This window comes from Streptomyces sp. NPDC056061 (assembly GCF_042266885.1).
Classification (GTDB): domain Bacteria; phylum Actinomycetota; class Actinomycetes; order Streptomycetales; family Streptomycetaceae; genus Streptomyces.
The window spans coordinates 611,388-626,361 of sequence record NZ_JBHJWQ010000001.1; the positions used below are offsets into that span (position 1 = coordinate 611,388).

8 protein-coding genes and 1 tRNA gene are annotated in these 14,974 nt (G+C 67.3%); 5 read left to right on the forward strand and 4 right to left on the reverse strand.

What is annotated here, in order from left to right:
* Positions 1-169: 169 nt before the first annotated feature.
* Genes ACFC79_RS02675 through ACFC79_RS02685 form a run of 3 tightly spaced genes read left to right on the forward strand, consistent with a single transcriptional unit; the run spans position 170 to position 1,460 of the window.
* Positions 170-835: an ATP-binding protein gene (locus tag ACFC79_RS02675; RefSeq protein WP_376234199.1), complete on the forward strand. Its 666-nt coding sequence runs from the start codon at positions 170-172 to the stop codon at positions 833-835.
* Positions 832-1,086 (forward strand): prevent-host-death protein, encoded by a 255-nt coding sequence (locus ACFC79_RS02680; RefSeq protein WP_376234202.1) that lies wholly within the window; start codon positions 832-834, stop codon positions 1,084-1,086. The genes ACFC79_RS02675 and ACFC79_RS02680 overlap by 4 nt, the downstream gene beginning before the upstream one ends.
* Complete coding sequence (locus ACFC79_RS02685; RefSeq protein WP_376234205.1) at positions 1,086-1,460, forward strand: type II toxin-antitoxin system VapC family toxin; 375 nt, start codon at positions 1,086-1,088, stop codon at positions 1,458-1,460. Before ACFC79_RS02680 ends, ACFC79_RS02685 begins: the two co-directional genes overlap by 1 nt.
* A gap of 32 nt (positions 1,461-1,492) precedes the next feature.
* Here the strand turns inward: ACFC79_RS02685 and pglX are convergent, their stop codons facing one another.
* A complete protein-coding gene (gene pglX, locus ACFC79_RS02690; RefSeq protein ID WP_376234208.1) occupies positions 1,493-5,275 on the reverse strand; it encodes a BREX-2 system adenine-specific DNA-methyltransferase PglX in 3,783 nt (1,260 codons plus the stop codon).
* Positions 5,272-9,975 (reverse strand): BREX system serine/threonine kinase PglW, encoded by a 4,704-nt coding sequence (gene pglW / locus ACFC79_RS02695; protein WP_376234211.1) that lies wholly within the window; start codon positions 9,973-9,975, stop codon positions 5,272-5,274. Before pglW ends, pglX begins: the two co-directional genes overlap by 4 nt.
* Before the next feature lie 379 nt (positions 9,976-10,354).
* Between pglW and ACFC79_RS02700 the strand changes: the two genes are divergently transcribed.
* Complete coding sequence (locus ACFC79_RS02700) at positions 10,355-13,399, forward strand: AAA domain-containing protein (protein ID WP_376234214.1); 3,045 nt, start codon at positions 10,355-10,357, stop codon at positions 13,397-13,399.
* A gap of 138 nt (positions 13,400-13,537) precedes the next feature.
* Here ACFC79_RS02700 and ACFC79_RS02705 read toward each other — a convergent pair whose 3' ends face one another.
* Positions 13,538-13,753, reverse strand: a complete 216-nt coding sequence (locus tag ACFC79_RS02705) for a hypothetical protein (RefSeq protein ID WP_376234217.1) — start codon at positions 13,751-13,753, stop codon at positions 13,538-13,540.
* A 257-nt stretch (positions 13,754-14,010) separates the two neighbouring features.
* Here ACFC79_RS02705 and ACFC79_RS02710 point away from each other — a divergent pair, with 257 nt between their 5' ends.
* Positions 14,011-14,388 carry a hypothetical protein gene (locus ACFC79_RS02710; RefSeq protein WP_376234220.1) on the forward strand — a complete coding sequence of 126 codons (378 nt, stop codon included), beginning with the start codon at positions 14,011-14,013 and terminating at the stop codon, positions 14,386-14,388.
* A gap of 358 nt (positions 14,389-14,746) precedes the next feature.
* Here the strand turns inward: ACFC79_RS02710 and ACFC79_RS02715 are convergent.
* Positions 14,747-14,818 (reverse strand) — tRNA-Arg (locus ACFC79_RS02715).
* Between the last annotated feature and the right edge of the window lie 156 nt (positions 14,819-14,974).

Here is a 14,974-nt window from a genome sequence, read left to right on the forward strand (position 1 = left end):
GGAGGCGAGGTTACTCGAAAGAGGGAAAAACAGCATTATGCCGGTCGGCAACGTTGCAGATTGGCGTGCGGCTCATCCATTGTGCTGGGTACGGGGGTGGCGTCGCTCGACGCGAACTGCCCCTACCTGCGGGGGATTCCGACCGGACGTCGACCTTCTTGGAGTTGCCATGGCTGCACCGAACGAAGTGACCTTCAGGCTCTCTCGCTGCCGCAGCAGCGTCCCCAAGGCGCGGGCAGTGCTGCGAGCCAAGCTGGGGGAGTGGCGGTCCGAGCAAGCTGCCGCAGAAGACGGCGAGTTGGTGCTATCGGAGCTGGTGACCAACGCGCTACGGGTGCCCGTCCCCGGGGACCGGCTGGTGGGCGTACGCATCGAGTGCCGGGGAAGGGGCGAACTGCTGCGTCTGGAGGTGAGCGATGCAGGGGCGGGCCGGCCGGAGGTCCAGCGGCCGGGGGAACTGACCAAAGGCGGGCGGGGGCTCCTGCTCGTCGAGGCCCTGGCCCACCGCTGGGGTGTGGACGAACGCCGGGCCGGGATCGGCAAGACGGTATGGGCGGAACTGCTGGCGCCCGGGATCGACCCCGCACCAACACAGGTGGAGATCGCGGCGGTAACCGTTCGGCCCGGTCAGTGCGTACGTGCCTGGGGCGCCTGGCACGCCGTCCGTTCGGTCCGGAGCGAGCGGTACGCATCGGGAGGGCTGGCAGTCATCATCGCCCTGGACGACGGTGGCCCGGCCTTGCGGTTGGACGCTGCGGAGCCGTTGACCGTACGGGTGGCAGAGCCTGCCGGGAGCCCGTGTCAACACATGACCAGCCCGACGGTCTCATCGTGAAGGCGCTATGGGAGAGGTTCCGTCGGCGCCACTCCCACCACGCCAAGCCGCGATTCCTGGGAACCCTGATGCAGATGGTCGGCGGCGATGTGGTCGTGATCAGCTGGGCGGGTGGGCCGACGGAGAGGGCGTTGCCCCCACGGCCGACGGTGCGGCGGCTGGGCCGGGGGGCGTTGAGGGGCAGGATCCGCATCCCCGCCAACTTCGACGACGCACCGGCCTCGGTGACCGAGGCGCTGGGGATGCGCTGATGCGTCTACTGCTCGATACGCGCGTGGTCCTGTGGTGGCTCGACGACTCGCCACAGCTGACCTCGTCGCTCAAAGAACTGCTGGACACCGAACCCGCTGTGTACGTCAGCGCGGTGTCGCCGTGGGAGATCACCGTCAAGCAGTTTCTCGGCAAGTTTGAGGGCCCTGGAGACCTGGCCGAGCAGGTACGTGATCTCCAGTTCAGGAGCCTGCCCATCATGGCCGCGCACGGAGTACGAGCAGGACGGCTGCCGATGGTGCACACCGATCCCTTCGACCGGATACTCATCGCGCAGGCGCAGGCCGAAGGGATGGTGCTGGTCACCCGGAACCGCTGGATTCCGCAGTACGACGTGCAGGTCGTGTCGGTCTGACCTGCACGCCGTCCACGCGGAATCTCGGTCCCTCAGTGGCCTGCCGGACGGCGGCCACGCCGAGCAGCCGGGGCGGGGCGCCAGGCGCGCAGATCGTCATCGGTCAGTCCGTGCTCGCCCTGCTGGGCGGAACGGTAACCGGCGAAGAAGGCGGCGGGCGTACCGCTGTACAGCGGATCGAACTCGTTGTGCCACTGACCGAGCCAGGGCTGGAGTTCGAGAAGCCCCGCGAGGAGAGGGACCATTTCCTCGGAGGACAGCCCGTCATCGTTGGTGAAGTACGTGGTCAGGGCCTGCGCCTGCTCCCGGTGATCCCAGCCTGCCCAGCCGAACAGGTCGGGAACGCCGGAGATCGCGCCCGTCGCGTAGGAGATGAACCGCTCCTTCGGCACGTCCAACTTGCCGCGCGCCCGCCAGTAGGAGGGCTTGAGGAAGTCGGCCGAGGTGTACTTCGGCGGTACGGGGATGCTGTCCCGAATCTTCCGCTTGGCCGGCTCGTCCGGAGCTGCGTCCTCCTCGCGCTGAAGTTCCCAGACGTGCTCCCAGTCGGCACGCTTCTTCAAGCCGGAGGGCTTGTAGCGGAGGGCAGGTAGGAACGGTACATGCTCGTCCGCGAGGAGTTCGGCGACGACGGTCGCCAACTCCTTGCGGGGCGCGTACAGCTCGGCGACGGATACGAAGTCCTCGTCGAGAGCGAGGGCGCTGGTGAGCTGGGTGCGAGTGAGGAGGGTCGGCTGCCCGTCCTGGAACCAGAGATCGCGGTTCTCTATGCGGTCGAGCAACCACGACTTGAGGGCCCGCTCCTGAAGCACGTCCCAGCCCTCGGTGGCCCAGCGACGCTTGTACTCGGGCCGCTCCACCATGCCGATGGCCCGCGACGACTCGATGACATCGATGCGCTTCTGGACGATGGCCTTGTAGGCGTCGGACCAGTGGTCGGGCATCTCGGTGATGGGCGTGGAACCGTGCCGCTTGAACCACTCGCCGGATGCCTCGCCCTTCGCCACGCGTCGAGCGAGCACAATCTCGAAGGCACGCTCGCCTAGGGCGAGTTCGGGGACCTCGGATTCGGGCGCGCGCAGGTCTTCGGAGTGCAATTCATAGAGAGAGTAGACCTGCCAGTCCAGCTCTTCCTGAAGGGCGATCATCTGGGCACGCGTGGAGTGCCACTCGACGCTAGCTTCGCGGAGGGTCGATGTGTCGGGGACGGATAGTGAGTGAGGTTCGGTAACAGCTAGCTTTTGAGCGAGGGAGTCAATCGCTGCGGCGAGCTTAGTGGGGTGGGTGGCGGGCAGAGGGAGATTCGGGATGATGGATCCAGTGAATTCATAGAAACTCTCCCAGTCGTATCGTCCGGTCCCTCGTTCGCCACCACGATTTCCCTTATCGTGACTCACCTGTTTCATCCAGAGGCAGGCTGTCGAGCTATTTAGTAGGCCGAGCAGTTCTTGATGCTCTTCTTCGCTTGCATCGCTACGCAGTTTCATTACAGGGGCGGTGCGAGTGAAAACCTTTCCCCCTCGATCCAGTGCGAAATGGTTGTGTGTGGATACGAAGGCGAACGTGATGGAGAGCGGAGACTGATAGCGTTCGGGGATCCATCGATACCATGTCCACCACGATCCACCGATGTCGCCCTTGGTGCGTCCATCGAAATCTGTTGTGGAGCGGAGGGCTTCGCGAGTAGTCCACAGCAAGCGAGCCCAGGGCTCAGCACTTGCGTACGGAAAGGGTTTGAAGTCGTCGTCGTAGGGGGCGATTGCGGTCACAACGCAATGAGTATCCCAGTCGCGAACCGTGTCGCCAGCAATCAGTGGCTTCGCGATGGCCTCTGGAACGCGCTGCCTGCGCAGGGCTTCGGCGCTACTGAAAAATGCATCGTCCTGGCCGGTGAAACTCGCGGGACCGACGTCCCGCGCCAGGAGATTCTTAAGTTTTCCGTGGCTAGAATTCTCCAGGCCCTGGACCAACTCCAGGCCACCATCTGTCAAGATCCAAGGTTGCTTTTTAAAGTAATGGTCACGATTAAGATCGCCCACGGAAACCCATTGGCTCACTGAATCGGGTGTGTCAATCTGCTCTACGATCGCACGCCACACCAATCCGTGTGCCCCGTCTTCAGGGACGCCTGGTTCGCCCTGGACGCTGCGTACTGTCCGGATCGTATCCGTGCGGCCATTTCCAGATCGCCGGCGCCCCATCAAAATGACGGTCGGCGTTCCATGTCCTGGAATATAGGCCCCCGACGTGTCAATTACCTCGGTCAGTTCAACCTTATGTGCGAAGAACTCTTCGATTAGCTTTGTTCCAAACTCGCGCTTCATGAACGAGTTTGCGGTGATCTGTCCCACCATGCCGTACCCGCGCCCGTTGGGCTCGCCAGTCTTCGCTAGTTGAAAGAATCGTTCGGCGAAGGGGACTGACAGGGCATACTTTCCTACACAAGACGCGTACAGTCCTCGGTACAGTGCATTCAGCTTCTTATCCTTGACTGTGATGTAGGGCGGGTTCCCCACCACCACGTCATACCGCCCCCGCTCCAAAATCCCCGGATAGTCATCCAGGTCCTCCGTCGCATAAGCGAAATCAACCAGCCGCTTCCCCGACTCCACGCTGACCAGCTCAAGCTCCTGCTGCCGGTCCTCGATCAGCGAATCGCCCACCGCCAAGTGGATCGGCCAGTCATACCGCCCCGCGTCCGCCAGCGTCCGTACATTCGCCGCAGCCATCGCCGCCAGCAGCAACCGGAACCGCGCGATGGCCACCGCGAACGGGTTGATGTCCACGCCGTGCACCGAGTTCAGCGCGTCCCGCACCCGCTCGTGCCGATCGCGTCCTGGCTGACGTTCCGCCGACAGCCGCACCAGCCGCCGGAACGCACCCAGCACGAAGTGGCCCGAGCCACATGTCGGGTCGATCATCTTCAGCTCGTTGAACCGGCCGCCCATTTCCCGGACCACCGGGTCCATCGTCCGGTCGAGGATGAACTCCTCGACGAACTCCGGGGTCTGGAGCAGCGCATACGTCTTCCGCGCCGCCTCCGACAGGTCCTGGTACAGGTCGCCGAGGAACCGGGTGTCCCACCCCTCCGTACCGTCCTCGTTCAGCGGGTCCGTGAAGTCGTGGACCAGGACCAGCGCACCGCTCTCGCAGCCCTCGCCCTCCTGGGCTTCCTGCCGCTCCCGCCAGAACTCCACCAGCGCCCGCGCCCCGTCGTGCGACAACGGGATCTGGTACAGCGGATTGCGGTCCTGGCGGAACAGCAGCTTGCCCGCCTGGCCGGCGCCCAGCTCGTCGAAGGCGCGCAGCAGCCAGCCCCGGTACGTGGGGTCCTCGGTTTCCTCCACGTACTGGGCGTACCGGGCCTCCGCCAGGTCGCGGCGCTCCTGCTCCGGGCCCGTCAGGTACGGGTCCGGGATCAGGCGGTTGTCCTCGCAGAAGCGGACGAACACCGTGCCCAGCACCCACGCCACCGCGACCTGCGTGACGCGCTCGTCCAGCCACGCGTTCCACGTCGCCGCCGTGCGACCCAGGCCCCGAGCCTCGTCGTACTCCGACCGCAGCCGGCCCGCGACCGCCTCCGCCGCCCGTACCGCATCCGCGCGTTCCGCCGGAAGTTCGGACAGCCGGTCCGACAGCCAGGCATCCCACTTCGGGGCCTCGTCCGGCGGGGCGACCGCCTTGCACGTCTTCGCGTACTCCGTGCGCAGCGGCTTGAGGACCTTCTCGCCCTCCGCGACCTGCTTGCCGAGGTCCACCTCGACCGCCTTGACCTGCTTGATCAGGTCCGTTTTCAACGCCGTGCGGTCGATCACTTCTGGCCTTCTCCCCTTGTCCCAGTCGGCGTAGCCGTAGTCGTCGGCAGAGCGATTTGCCTGCCCTGCAGTTTCAATTCGTCTGCTCGGTGGGCGTTCGCCGCCCATGAGTCCGGCAGGACCACCCATTCACCCAGCCCCGCCTGATGTGGAACAGCCGTCGCGCCCAACCGAGGCGGGCGGGCCGGGTCGCTCTGCGGGCACAGCAGCCACAGACCACACCCGCCGTTCCTCGCCCGATCGGCCAGCTGCTCCAGGATGCCCATGGCGTCGTAGCGGGCGAGTACCCCGGCGTCCGTGAGCAGCACCGGCGCCTTGGGGCCCGGGGTCGACAGCAGCACGCCTACCCGGGGTTCCACCGCGCCCCATGCCGTGCGCGCGTACTCGGCGAACTTCATCGCGCCCCTCGAACCGGGCGGTGCCACATCCGCCCGCAGGATCGTCTCCCAGGTCGGCTTCGGACGGGCGTCGACCAACTCATGAAGGGCGTCGAGGAACAGTGCGGTCACCGAGACCGTCCTTGCGGCGAACCGGTCACTCTCTAGCTCCCGCACTGCCTGATGTGCCAGACCCGTCCGTACGGTAAGGACGCGGAAACCGTCCCGCCGGGCCGAGGACAGCAGACGTTCCTCGGCCGCGACCGCGCCCGCGAGCGGGGGATCGTCGGAGTAGCGGCGCGCGGCGATCGTGCCGGTCGCCTGCCGCTTCCCGTCCGAGGACAGGAAGCTCGACGCGAAGTTCGTCCGTCGCGGCAGGTATCGCAGCGTGCGGGGGCGTTCGCGGGTGGACAGGACCAGGTCGAATCCGGCCTCCTGCAACGCCTTGGTCAGTCGGCCGCCGGTCGGCAGTGCATGTCCTCCGCGCTCGTTCAGCAGTTCCGGGAAGCGCGCCCGTACCCGCTCGTGCACATCGGCGCCGGTGAGTCCGGGCTGGTCGGCCTCCGCCACGCCGGGGATGAGGCGGACCAGTCCGGCCTGGGTCAGCCGCAGAGCCCGTACCAGCGGGAGATTCCGCGGATATATCTCCAGCCGGGGTGTGGCTGCCGCGTTCCGCGCCGCTGCCGCCGCGACCTCCACCAGACGGCGCTCGTCCCACTCCACGACCGCACTCGGCGCGCTGATCGCGCTCAGTTCGGCGAGAACCGTTGCCGCGGTCGGCAGCGTGTCCAGCTTCGCGAGCCGGTCCGCGACCCGGCCCAGCCGCTGCGCGTAGTCCAGCAGACCGGGCGCGGACGGAGTCTGCGGTGCGTCGTCCGCACCGACCTCCAGAGCCAGCAGTCCGGCACCCATGCCCTCGTCGGCCGCGTCCCGGTTCGGTGCATGCTGGAACTCGGCTTCCTGGGGGACGAGTTGCTCGACCTCCACAACGGCACGGACCGCGGCCAGGGCCAGCGCCCGGCGCTGCTCACGCTCCTGGAGCTGAGTGCCGCGCCGCACCGCCAGGGCGTCCGCGATCTCCGCGGCCGACGCCAGCCGACCCATGGAACGCAGCAGCTCCAGGATCTCGGCGCGCAATGCCCGCACGGCCGGATGTTTCTTCCAGCGGGTGCGCTGTGTCTTCAGCATCTGTGGGATACGGCCGGCCGACAGACCCAGCGCATCCGCTACGTCCTTCTGCTTGGGCCAGACGCCGACCTCGGTGGGCAGTTCCCCGTGCTCATTGGGCAGGCGCAGCAGCAGCCGGACCATTTCGCACTCGTTGCGGTTCGCCCCGTCCTTCTTCAGCTCCGGCACGAAGATTGTGGTCAAGGTGTCCAGGCTGACGCTGCGCAGTGCCCGCTCCGGGAGCGAACCTCCGCCGTCGGCCTCGACCATGGCCCCTGCGACCGCCGCCTCGGCCGCCGAAAGCTCGGCCTTCGCCTCCTTGCGGCCCTCGGGGGTGAGGGGAGCGGCCGGGCGTTCGGCGAGTCGTTGGCGCCATTCCTTGATCCGGCCCAGGACTTCCTTGCGCGTCTTCGCACCGAGGCCGGGAGCGTTCACGAGCTGTCGCTGGCTGTGGTCGAGCAGCTCTCCGACCGTATTGACGCGCAGCCCATAGACGAACGACTCCGCCGCCGGACTCAGACCCGAAGCCGATACCGGCGTCGAGCGGTCGGCCTGGGAGGCCTGCCGGTCACGCTGCTGAGCGGCGGTTTCCTCCTCGGCATCCGCGATCGCGGCATCTGCCGCCGGCGCCGCCGCTTCCACTTCGGCCGCGACCGCATGGCGTGAGCGCCGGGAGGAGGGCTTGGCCTCGTCCATCGCCAGGAAGATCTTCTTCCAGGCATCCCGCATCGGCTTGAGATCGCGGAAACGCTGCGACGCGTCCCGATGCAGGGCCTGACGGAAGAAGGCCAGCAGACCGTCCTTCACCGCCGGATCGAAACCATCCACCGCGATCTTCGGGTACGGCTCCTTCTTCGGGTCGGTCTGGCGCGCGGACACACGGCCCTCGCCCCATACCGGCAGCTCGCGCGAAGCCATCTCATGGAGGGTGGCCGCCACGGCGTACCGCTCCGCATGCGCGTCGTACACCGAACGTTCCGTGAGCGTGCCGATGAACGGGTCCAGGTAGCCATCCGTGCCCGCGCCCGTCTCCTGCACCGGATACCCGGCGAGCGAGAAGTCGATCAGCACCAGCTCACGGGTGCGGTTCGGGCGGATACGGATCGCGATGTTGTCCGGCTTGATGTCCCGATGCCAGACCCCCTCCCCTTCGAGGAAGTCCACCGCGCCGAACAGGTAGTCCCCGTAGGCCTCCAGCTGGTCCACGGACAGGCGGCCGAACTCGCGCAGCTGGCGGGCGACGGTTTCTTCGCGCCGCCGATTCCTCGTCGTGCCGGGCGCTGCGGGTTCGGCGTCGGCCGCACGCTCGTCACCCACGTACTCCATGACCAGGACCGTGCGATTTCCGATGCGCTGGGGCGTCGGTTCGATCAGGCGGATGATGCGGGAGTCGGGGCGCAGCCGGCTCATGACCTCGGCCTCGCGGGTCAGCACGTCATTCCTGCTGTCGGAGAGCGCCACCTTCAGTACCGCGAGCGACTTCGAGAACCGGACCTCGGAGCCGGCGGAGAGATCCCGTACCAGGAACGCACGGCTCGTCGACCCCGTACCCAGTCGGCGCCGTACCTCCCAGCGGCCCGCGAGCACATCGCCTGCGACTGCCTCCAGCGGGTCCTTCTCGGGGATGGCAACCGGCACGGGCTCGGCGGCGGGAGCCGGCTCGGTCAGTTCCTCCTCGACGACCTCCAACATCTCCAGGAAGTCATCCACCGATGACAGCCGGTCGGCGACGCTGTAGGCGGTGGCCGCCTGCACCAGCTCGTCGATGTACTCCGAAAGACCGTCGACCACCGCGCTCGGCCGCAGGCCCTCGCCCGCTTCGAAACGGGCCAGCAGTTCGGCCTGGCTGGCCGCGGGCGCCTTACCGGTGGCCAGGAGGTAGGTGAGTACACCGAGCCCGTACACATCCAGGGCGACCGGATCGGCCTTGAGCGCGGTCAGTTCGGGAGCGAGGTACGGGTCCGAGCCCTCGGCGATGTGCGCCCCGGCCCGCGAGAACGACGTCGGCGCGAGCCGGTCTCCGGCATTGCGGCCGCTGTGTTCGGAACCGCGCTGAACGGCGACCTGCCAGTCGGAGATCTGCACGTACGGACTGAGCCAGCCCGCGTCCTCACTGTCCGAACCCGCCGCCCCGCCCCGGCCGCGCGGCATCAGATGGATCGCACGCGCCGCCAGGGTCCGGTGATAGATACGCCTTCCGTGCGCCGAACGCACGGTCTCCGCCAGCTGACGCACCAGCGCCATCCGGCTGAGGATGTCCAGCTTCTCCCCGTACTGCGCCAGATACTCGTCCAGCCGCAGCGTCCTCGGGTCGTAGTCGAAGATCAGCGCAGGGCCTGCGGAATGCCCGGACGGGTCGTACTGCTTCAGCTGCACCACACCCGGGTGCCGGAAGCGCCGCAGCACCGCGGCCTCACGACGAGCCGCATGCTCCACCGAGGCCCGCAGCCCGGCGTCGGAGCCGCGCTCGCGCAGATAGACCCGGATCCGGGCGGCCTCCGGTAGATCGCTGTGCTGGGCCAGATAGTCCGCCCATGTGGGACCGGAGTCGAACGACTTCCGGTGCAACAGATAGGGGCCAACCTTGTACTCGGCGTCACTGCGCGCGATGCCGACCCGGCCCAGCGCGGCCGCGATCCTTCGCGACCGCGGGGCGTCGATCCGCCGCTGCTCGAAGTGCGGAGGCTCCTTCAAGGCATTGACGAGCTGGGAAACGGTATGGACACCGTGCTGGTCATGGGCCGGGAGCCGGACCTTCAATGAGGAGTCGGTGAAACAGACCGCCTCCGAGACCCACACCCGCTCACCGTTCAGCTCGGGGTCCAGCAGCCCTGCCAGCTCCTTGGCCTTTTTGTTCGCCAGGTGCAGAGGGTTGCCGTGGGTGATCTGCCGCCCGCCGGGCTGGGTCTGCAGCCAGGTCCCGTTCCGGGACTCCACGGAGCCGTGCCAGTCCTTCAGCTCGATCAGGAAGACACCGCCGGGAGCGATCACCAGCAGATCCACTTCCCGGACATGCCCGGTGTGTGCGGTGAACGTGAAGTTCGACCAGGCGCGCCAGGGATCGTTGTCCGGAAGTTCCGTGCGGATGGCTTCAAGACCACGACGCTCATGCGGGAACTCGGAATCCGTGACCGTTTCCCAGCGGCCTTCCCGCATACACCGTCCCCGCTCTGCTCCCGAACCGACTTGCACGTATTCCGACGCACGTTCGATTTACACGTCAAAAGTCCACCCAGATCGTATCGGCTGAGGGTGGCAGCGGGGAATCGATCAAGATCATTTATTGGCGGGTTGCAGGCGCCCCTGGGCGTATCCCCTGCCGGCGGCCCTGAGCTTGTGGGAGAACTCATTGTCCACGAGCCATCCATAACCGTAGAGTCCCGGGACGCGTGAAAGCGGGGGAGTCCCGTGGCGTCTCGGGAGGAGGGATACGGCAGGGCCGAAAACTGATGCCCTGCATCCGGTCTTGGAGACCATGGCGGGACGGCGAGAAGGCGGGGGAGCGAGAATGGCAGGGTCTGGGCGTCCGAAACCGGTGGATGAACTACTGAGGGCCGCACACCTGGAGATCGCGGCGGAACTCCGCAGCGACGGGGGAAACAAGGCCAAGGCGTCCCTGAGCAACGGGCGCAAGCTGTCCGCATCCGGGCCGCAGCGCGAGTACGAATTCAGCTTCAAGCGCTGGCCCGAGGCCCTGAACGGTCTGCCCCTGCTGGTGCGCCCCTCCCGATCGCAAGGTCCCTGGACGCCGGCTGAGGCCACACGCCTTCCCGATAACAGGGTTCGTATCGTCACCGAGGCCGACCTGGGGCATACGCCGCGCCAGGTACAACTGCGCGCGGACGACTCCCAGACCTGGAGGGTGCTGGCGGAGCGCCTCACGTCTGTGAGTGAGGCCGACCACCCGGTTCGGCCGACGAGCGCCGGATGGATCACCGGCCAGGGGAATCCGAAGGTGGCGCGGGAGGCCAACCCCGGGCGCTGGGTTGCCGACTGGCCGTCTCTCCGTCTCAATCCACGGCAACGCCGGGCTGTGGAACAGGCCCTGGCCAGCGAGATCACCTTCCTCTGGGGCCCGCCCGGAACAGGCAAGACGGATGTGGTCGCGCACATTGTGGAAGGGTGTAGCCGCCAGGGGCTCAACGTGCTCTTCCTCGCTCCGACCAAGGTCGCTGTCGACCAGGCACTGGAACGGATCTGCGACCTGCTCTCCGAGGAACAGGGATTCGACACCGGTCTGGTGCAGCGGGCCGGTGACATCGACGTCGAGTCGCTCCGGGAGCGGTACGGCGCCTACGTGGACCCCGAACAGGTGGCAGCCAGGCTCTCGGCCCACCTGCAGAGCAGACTCACTCAGCTCACCTCCACCCTGACGACGGTGCGCGCGGGTATCGCGCTCCATGAGCGGATGCGAAGCCTGCAGGAGGACCTGGCCACCGCGCGGAAGGCATACGGTGCGGCGGGTACTGCGCGGCAAAATGCTGGTCAGGCACTGAGCGAAGCCCAGGGGGCGGCGGGCGCGTTGGCGCTGCGCGTCACGAGCATCGGCACGCCCTCAGGCTTCTTTGCGGACAGAAAACAGGCCAAACTCGATGCGGCGCTCATCGATCTCCAGAAGGCCAACCAGGCGGCGGTCAAGGCCACTGAGGCCGCGGGTGCGGCGGAGACCGCACAGAACAAGGCGGCGCGGGACATCTCCCGCATCGGATCGGATATCGCCGACCACGCCGAGAAGCTCAAAGGCGTAGCGCCGCTGCAGACCCTGACCGAAGAGACTGATGTCCTGCAGCGACAGGTCGACGAGGCGGAGAAGGAGCTGCGGCGCATCTCCGACGCTGTGAGAGCGAACTGCCGGGTGCTCGGAGCCACCATCGCGAAAGCCGTCCAGTCCCGCTCCCTACTGGAGCGCACCGACGTCGTGGTGATCGACGAGGCGGGCATGATCAATCTTCCGATGGCCTGGTACGTGGCAGGTCTGGCCGGCAAGCGTGTCGTGGTGGCAGGCGACTTTCGGCAGCTGCCGGCCGTGAACAAGGCTGCCGACGACCGGGGCGCGAGCGACGAGGACAAGGCACACGCGCGCCAGTGGTCGGCCACGGACGCCTTTCGCGCGGCCGGCCTGGTCACAGCGGCCGGGACCGTGCGGCAGGACCCGAGGCTCGTGGCTCTCAGCACCCAGTACCGCATGCGTGAACCGATCTGTGATCTCGTCAACGCCGTGGCCTACCCGGACGCGCCCTTGCGCACCGGCCGGAGCAATGAGAGCCGTATCCCCTTCAGCCCGCTCGTCAACGCCCCGGTCATTCTGATCGACACCTCGGGGCACTGTGTCCCCGGCCCCAACCACAGGACGAACCCCGTCCATCAGGCCGCCGTGCACGAACTCGTGCGCGGCCTCCAGTACGACGGAGTGCTGCCGCCGAGGAAGTGGGAGAACGTTCTGCCTGGTGAGCGTGCGACTGACCGCCTGGCGGTGATCGCTCCTTACCGGGACCAGGTTCAGGGCCTCAAACGCGCCCTGCTCGAGCGGCTCGGCACGGACTACGACGGTCTGGCGGACACCGTGCACCGGTTCCAGGGCAGCCAACGACCTGTCGTGATCCTCGACACCGTGGCCGGAGCCGGTGAGTGGGGCGGCCGTTTCTATCAAGGAGTCGGTCTGGACTCCGAGACCTGTCGCATGCTGAACGTTGCCCTGAGCAGGGCTCAGGACCACCTCGTCGTCATCGCGGACGTGGCGTTCCTTCGCAAGAAGCTGTCGCAGCGGAGCGAGGCGTGGGTGATGCTCGATCACCTGGAGGCGCGGGCGCAGCCCATTTCCGTCGACCAGCTCATTCCCATCAGAAGCGCCGCTGAACTCGCGGTGCTACCGGATGAGGAGCTGATACGTCCCGCGTTCTTCCCAGCCGATCAAGTCGATCGTGCCGTTTGCTGGGACATCGAACGTGCCAGGAAGAGCATCGACATCTACACGTTTCTGCTGGCAGGGCCCCGGGTGAAGAAGTGGCTGGCTCTCCTGGCCGAGAAGGCAGCTGCTGGTGTCGACGTCGTCGTTCACACCCGTTCTCCTGAGGAGCAGCGAGAGGAGTCGGCGGTGGAGCGTCATCGTGGTCTGGTGGATCAACTCAGGACAGTGGGCTGCGTGATCGACTACCGCGAGCGTATGCACGAGAAGGTGTTCGTCGTGGACGACACCGTCCTCTGGCACGGTTCGCTGAACCTACTGGGCAACCTGGGGCCAACAGACCTCATGATGAGGCTGGAGGATCCGGAGTCGTGTGTACAGGCACGACGTGTCATGGATCAGGCGCGTCGAGAGAGACCTGTCTACCAGCCGGAGCGCGGTGTCCGCTCGAAGCCGGGTTCGGCCAGCAGGAAGAAGAACCCGGATGCGTCCGAGGGTGTCGAAGTGGGCGCAACGGTCTGGGGACGGCTTTACCTGAATGTCTCCTACCAGGAGAAGGAAGAGGCCAAGAGGCTTGTGAATGCCAGATTCGACGGCGACAACCGGCTTTGGTACGTGGACGCGGGGAAAGCGATTCCGGAGGAGAGAAAGGGCTGGCTGAGCCCCAGGCCTTGATCCGTCGCTCGTACCAGCTGAGTGGCCGTGAGCCCCATAGAAATCCCCTCTGTTCCTTCCCCTGAAAGATGTCCGATGTAGGCGGAGCGGCACCGGTCGGCCGCGTGGCCGCACGGCGACGGCCGCGCCGCCCCGCGGTCACTCGTTCCGGGGTCGCAGGACCAGGGAGGACAGGGCGGTCGCGACGACGAACAGGGCCAGCGTCCCCAACGGCATGATCCGCTCCGGCCGTTCGCCCAGCCCCTCGATGTAATGGCCGACGGTGAAGAACCACCCGACCGTGCCGACGATCACGGTCGGATACACCCGGCGTTCCCGCAGCAGCCGCATGCCCACCCACAACACGGCGGGCATGGCCAGCCACCAGCGCCTTACCGGCCCGGCGCGCCCCATGAGTTGCTTGCATGGCGTCACGATAGGGCGCGCGTGACGCCGCACCGCGACGGGGCCGGGGCTTCGGTCCACGGGCACGGGCCCGGACCCCGGGGGCGGGCCCGTGCCCCCGGGGCCGGGTTGCCGCACGTGACCGGGGCCGACCCGCCGCCGACTTCCCGCCCGGGCATGTGCGCGACCGCCCCCGCGGGGCACGCCCGCGCGCCTATGCTCACGGCATGGAGCAGAGCGAAGTGGTGAAGCGTGTGGTGGGAATCCTCACGGAAGCGGGCGAGATCCGTCGGCTGCTCGAAGAGAACGTCGACCGCGACGACATCGAAACCGATTCGACGGTGGTCACCGCTCTCCTGAACGAGACGATGCCCCGGATCACGATCCCCGAGGACGCATCGATCGAGGAGGTCGCGACCATCGTCGGCCGTGAGGTCGGCGGGGCCGTGGAACAACTGGTCGGCGCGTTCACCCTGGCCTTCGCCATGCTGGCCCAGGTGCACGACTCGGGGCAGACCGACGTGTCCTCCGCCGACGTGCTCCAGGACCTGGCGCTGCGAGCGGAACAACTCGGCTCCGGCGGCGCGGAGGGCACGGACGCGTAACCACCCCGCCCCCGGCCGCCCGGCAGATCTCGGCAAGGACGCGAATCCGCCACGGCGGCCGAACCGCCCGTGCGCCCCGAAGCCCCGGACCGGAGCCTCGACCCGAAGCCCCGGACCGACGGCTCCGGATCGGCGCTTCCGGCTCGGGCGGTCCGAGCGGGACGAGCGCTCCGACCGCGGCGGCGAACCCCCGGCGAACCGCAGCCGACGGCCGCGCGGGCCTCTCGCCGCCCTTCCGTATTCACGTTCGCGGACCTCACCACGCTGCCGTCCCCGGCGGTATGCGCCCATACATACGCAAAGACCCCGCACTCAGCGAACTCGCTGGTGGCGGGGTCTTCGGCACACTTACACAGTGTGCCCCCGGCAGGATTCGAACCTGCGCACACGGCTCCGGAGGCCGATGCTCTATCCCCTGAGCTACGGGGGCGTATCGCTGTACTGCTCGGCGACGGGTGAAACACTACCAGCTTCCGCGGGGTGTCCGTGAACAGGTATTTCCGTGCTGCGGGGAGGGCTGCCGCGAGAGCCGGGGAGCGAATGGCGTGGAACCGTCGGCGTACATCCGGCCACCCCCGCACCACTC

Excerpts from the sequence above, each read along its gene's own strand:
- ACFC79_RS02710 (WP_376234220.1), top strand. The coding sequence starts at position 14,011 with ATGGAGCAGAGCGAAGTGGTGAAGCGTGTGGTGGGAATCCTCACGGAA.
- ACFC79_RS02705 (WP_376234217.1), bottom strand. The coding sequence starts at position 13,753 with ATGCCCGCCGTGTTGTGGGTGGGCATGCGGCTGCTGCGGGAACGCCGG.
- ACFC79_RS02675 (WP_376234199.1), top strand. The coding sequence starts at position 170 with ATGGCTGCACCGAACGAAGTGACCTTCAGGCTCTCTCGCTGCCGCAGC.
- pglW (WP_376234211.1), bottom strand. The coding sequence starts at position 9,975 with ATGCGGGAAGGCCGCTGGGAAACGGTCACGGATTCCGAGTTCCCGCAT.
- ACFC79_RS02685 (WP_376234205.1), top strand. The coding sequence starts at position 1,086 with ATGCGTCTACTGCTCGATACGCGCGTGGTCCTGTGGTGGCTCGACGAC.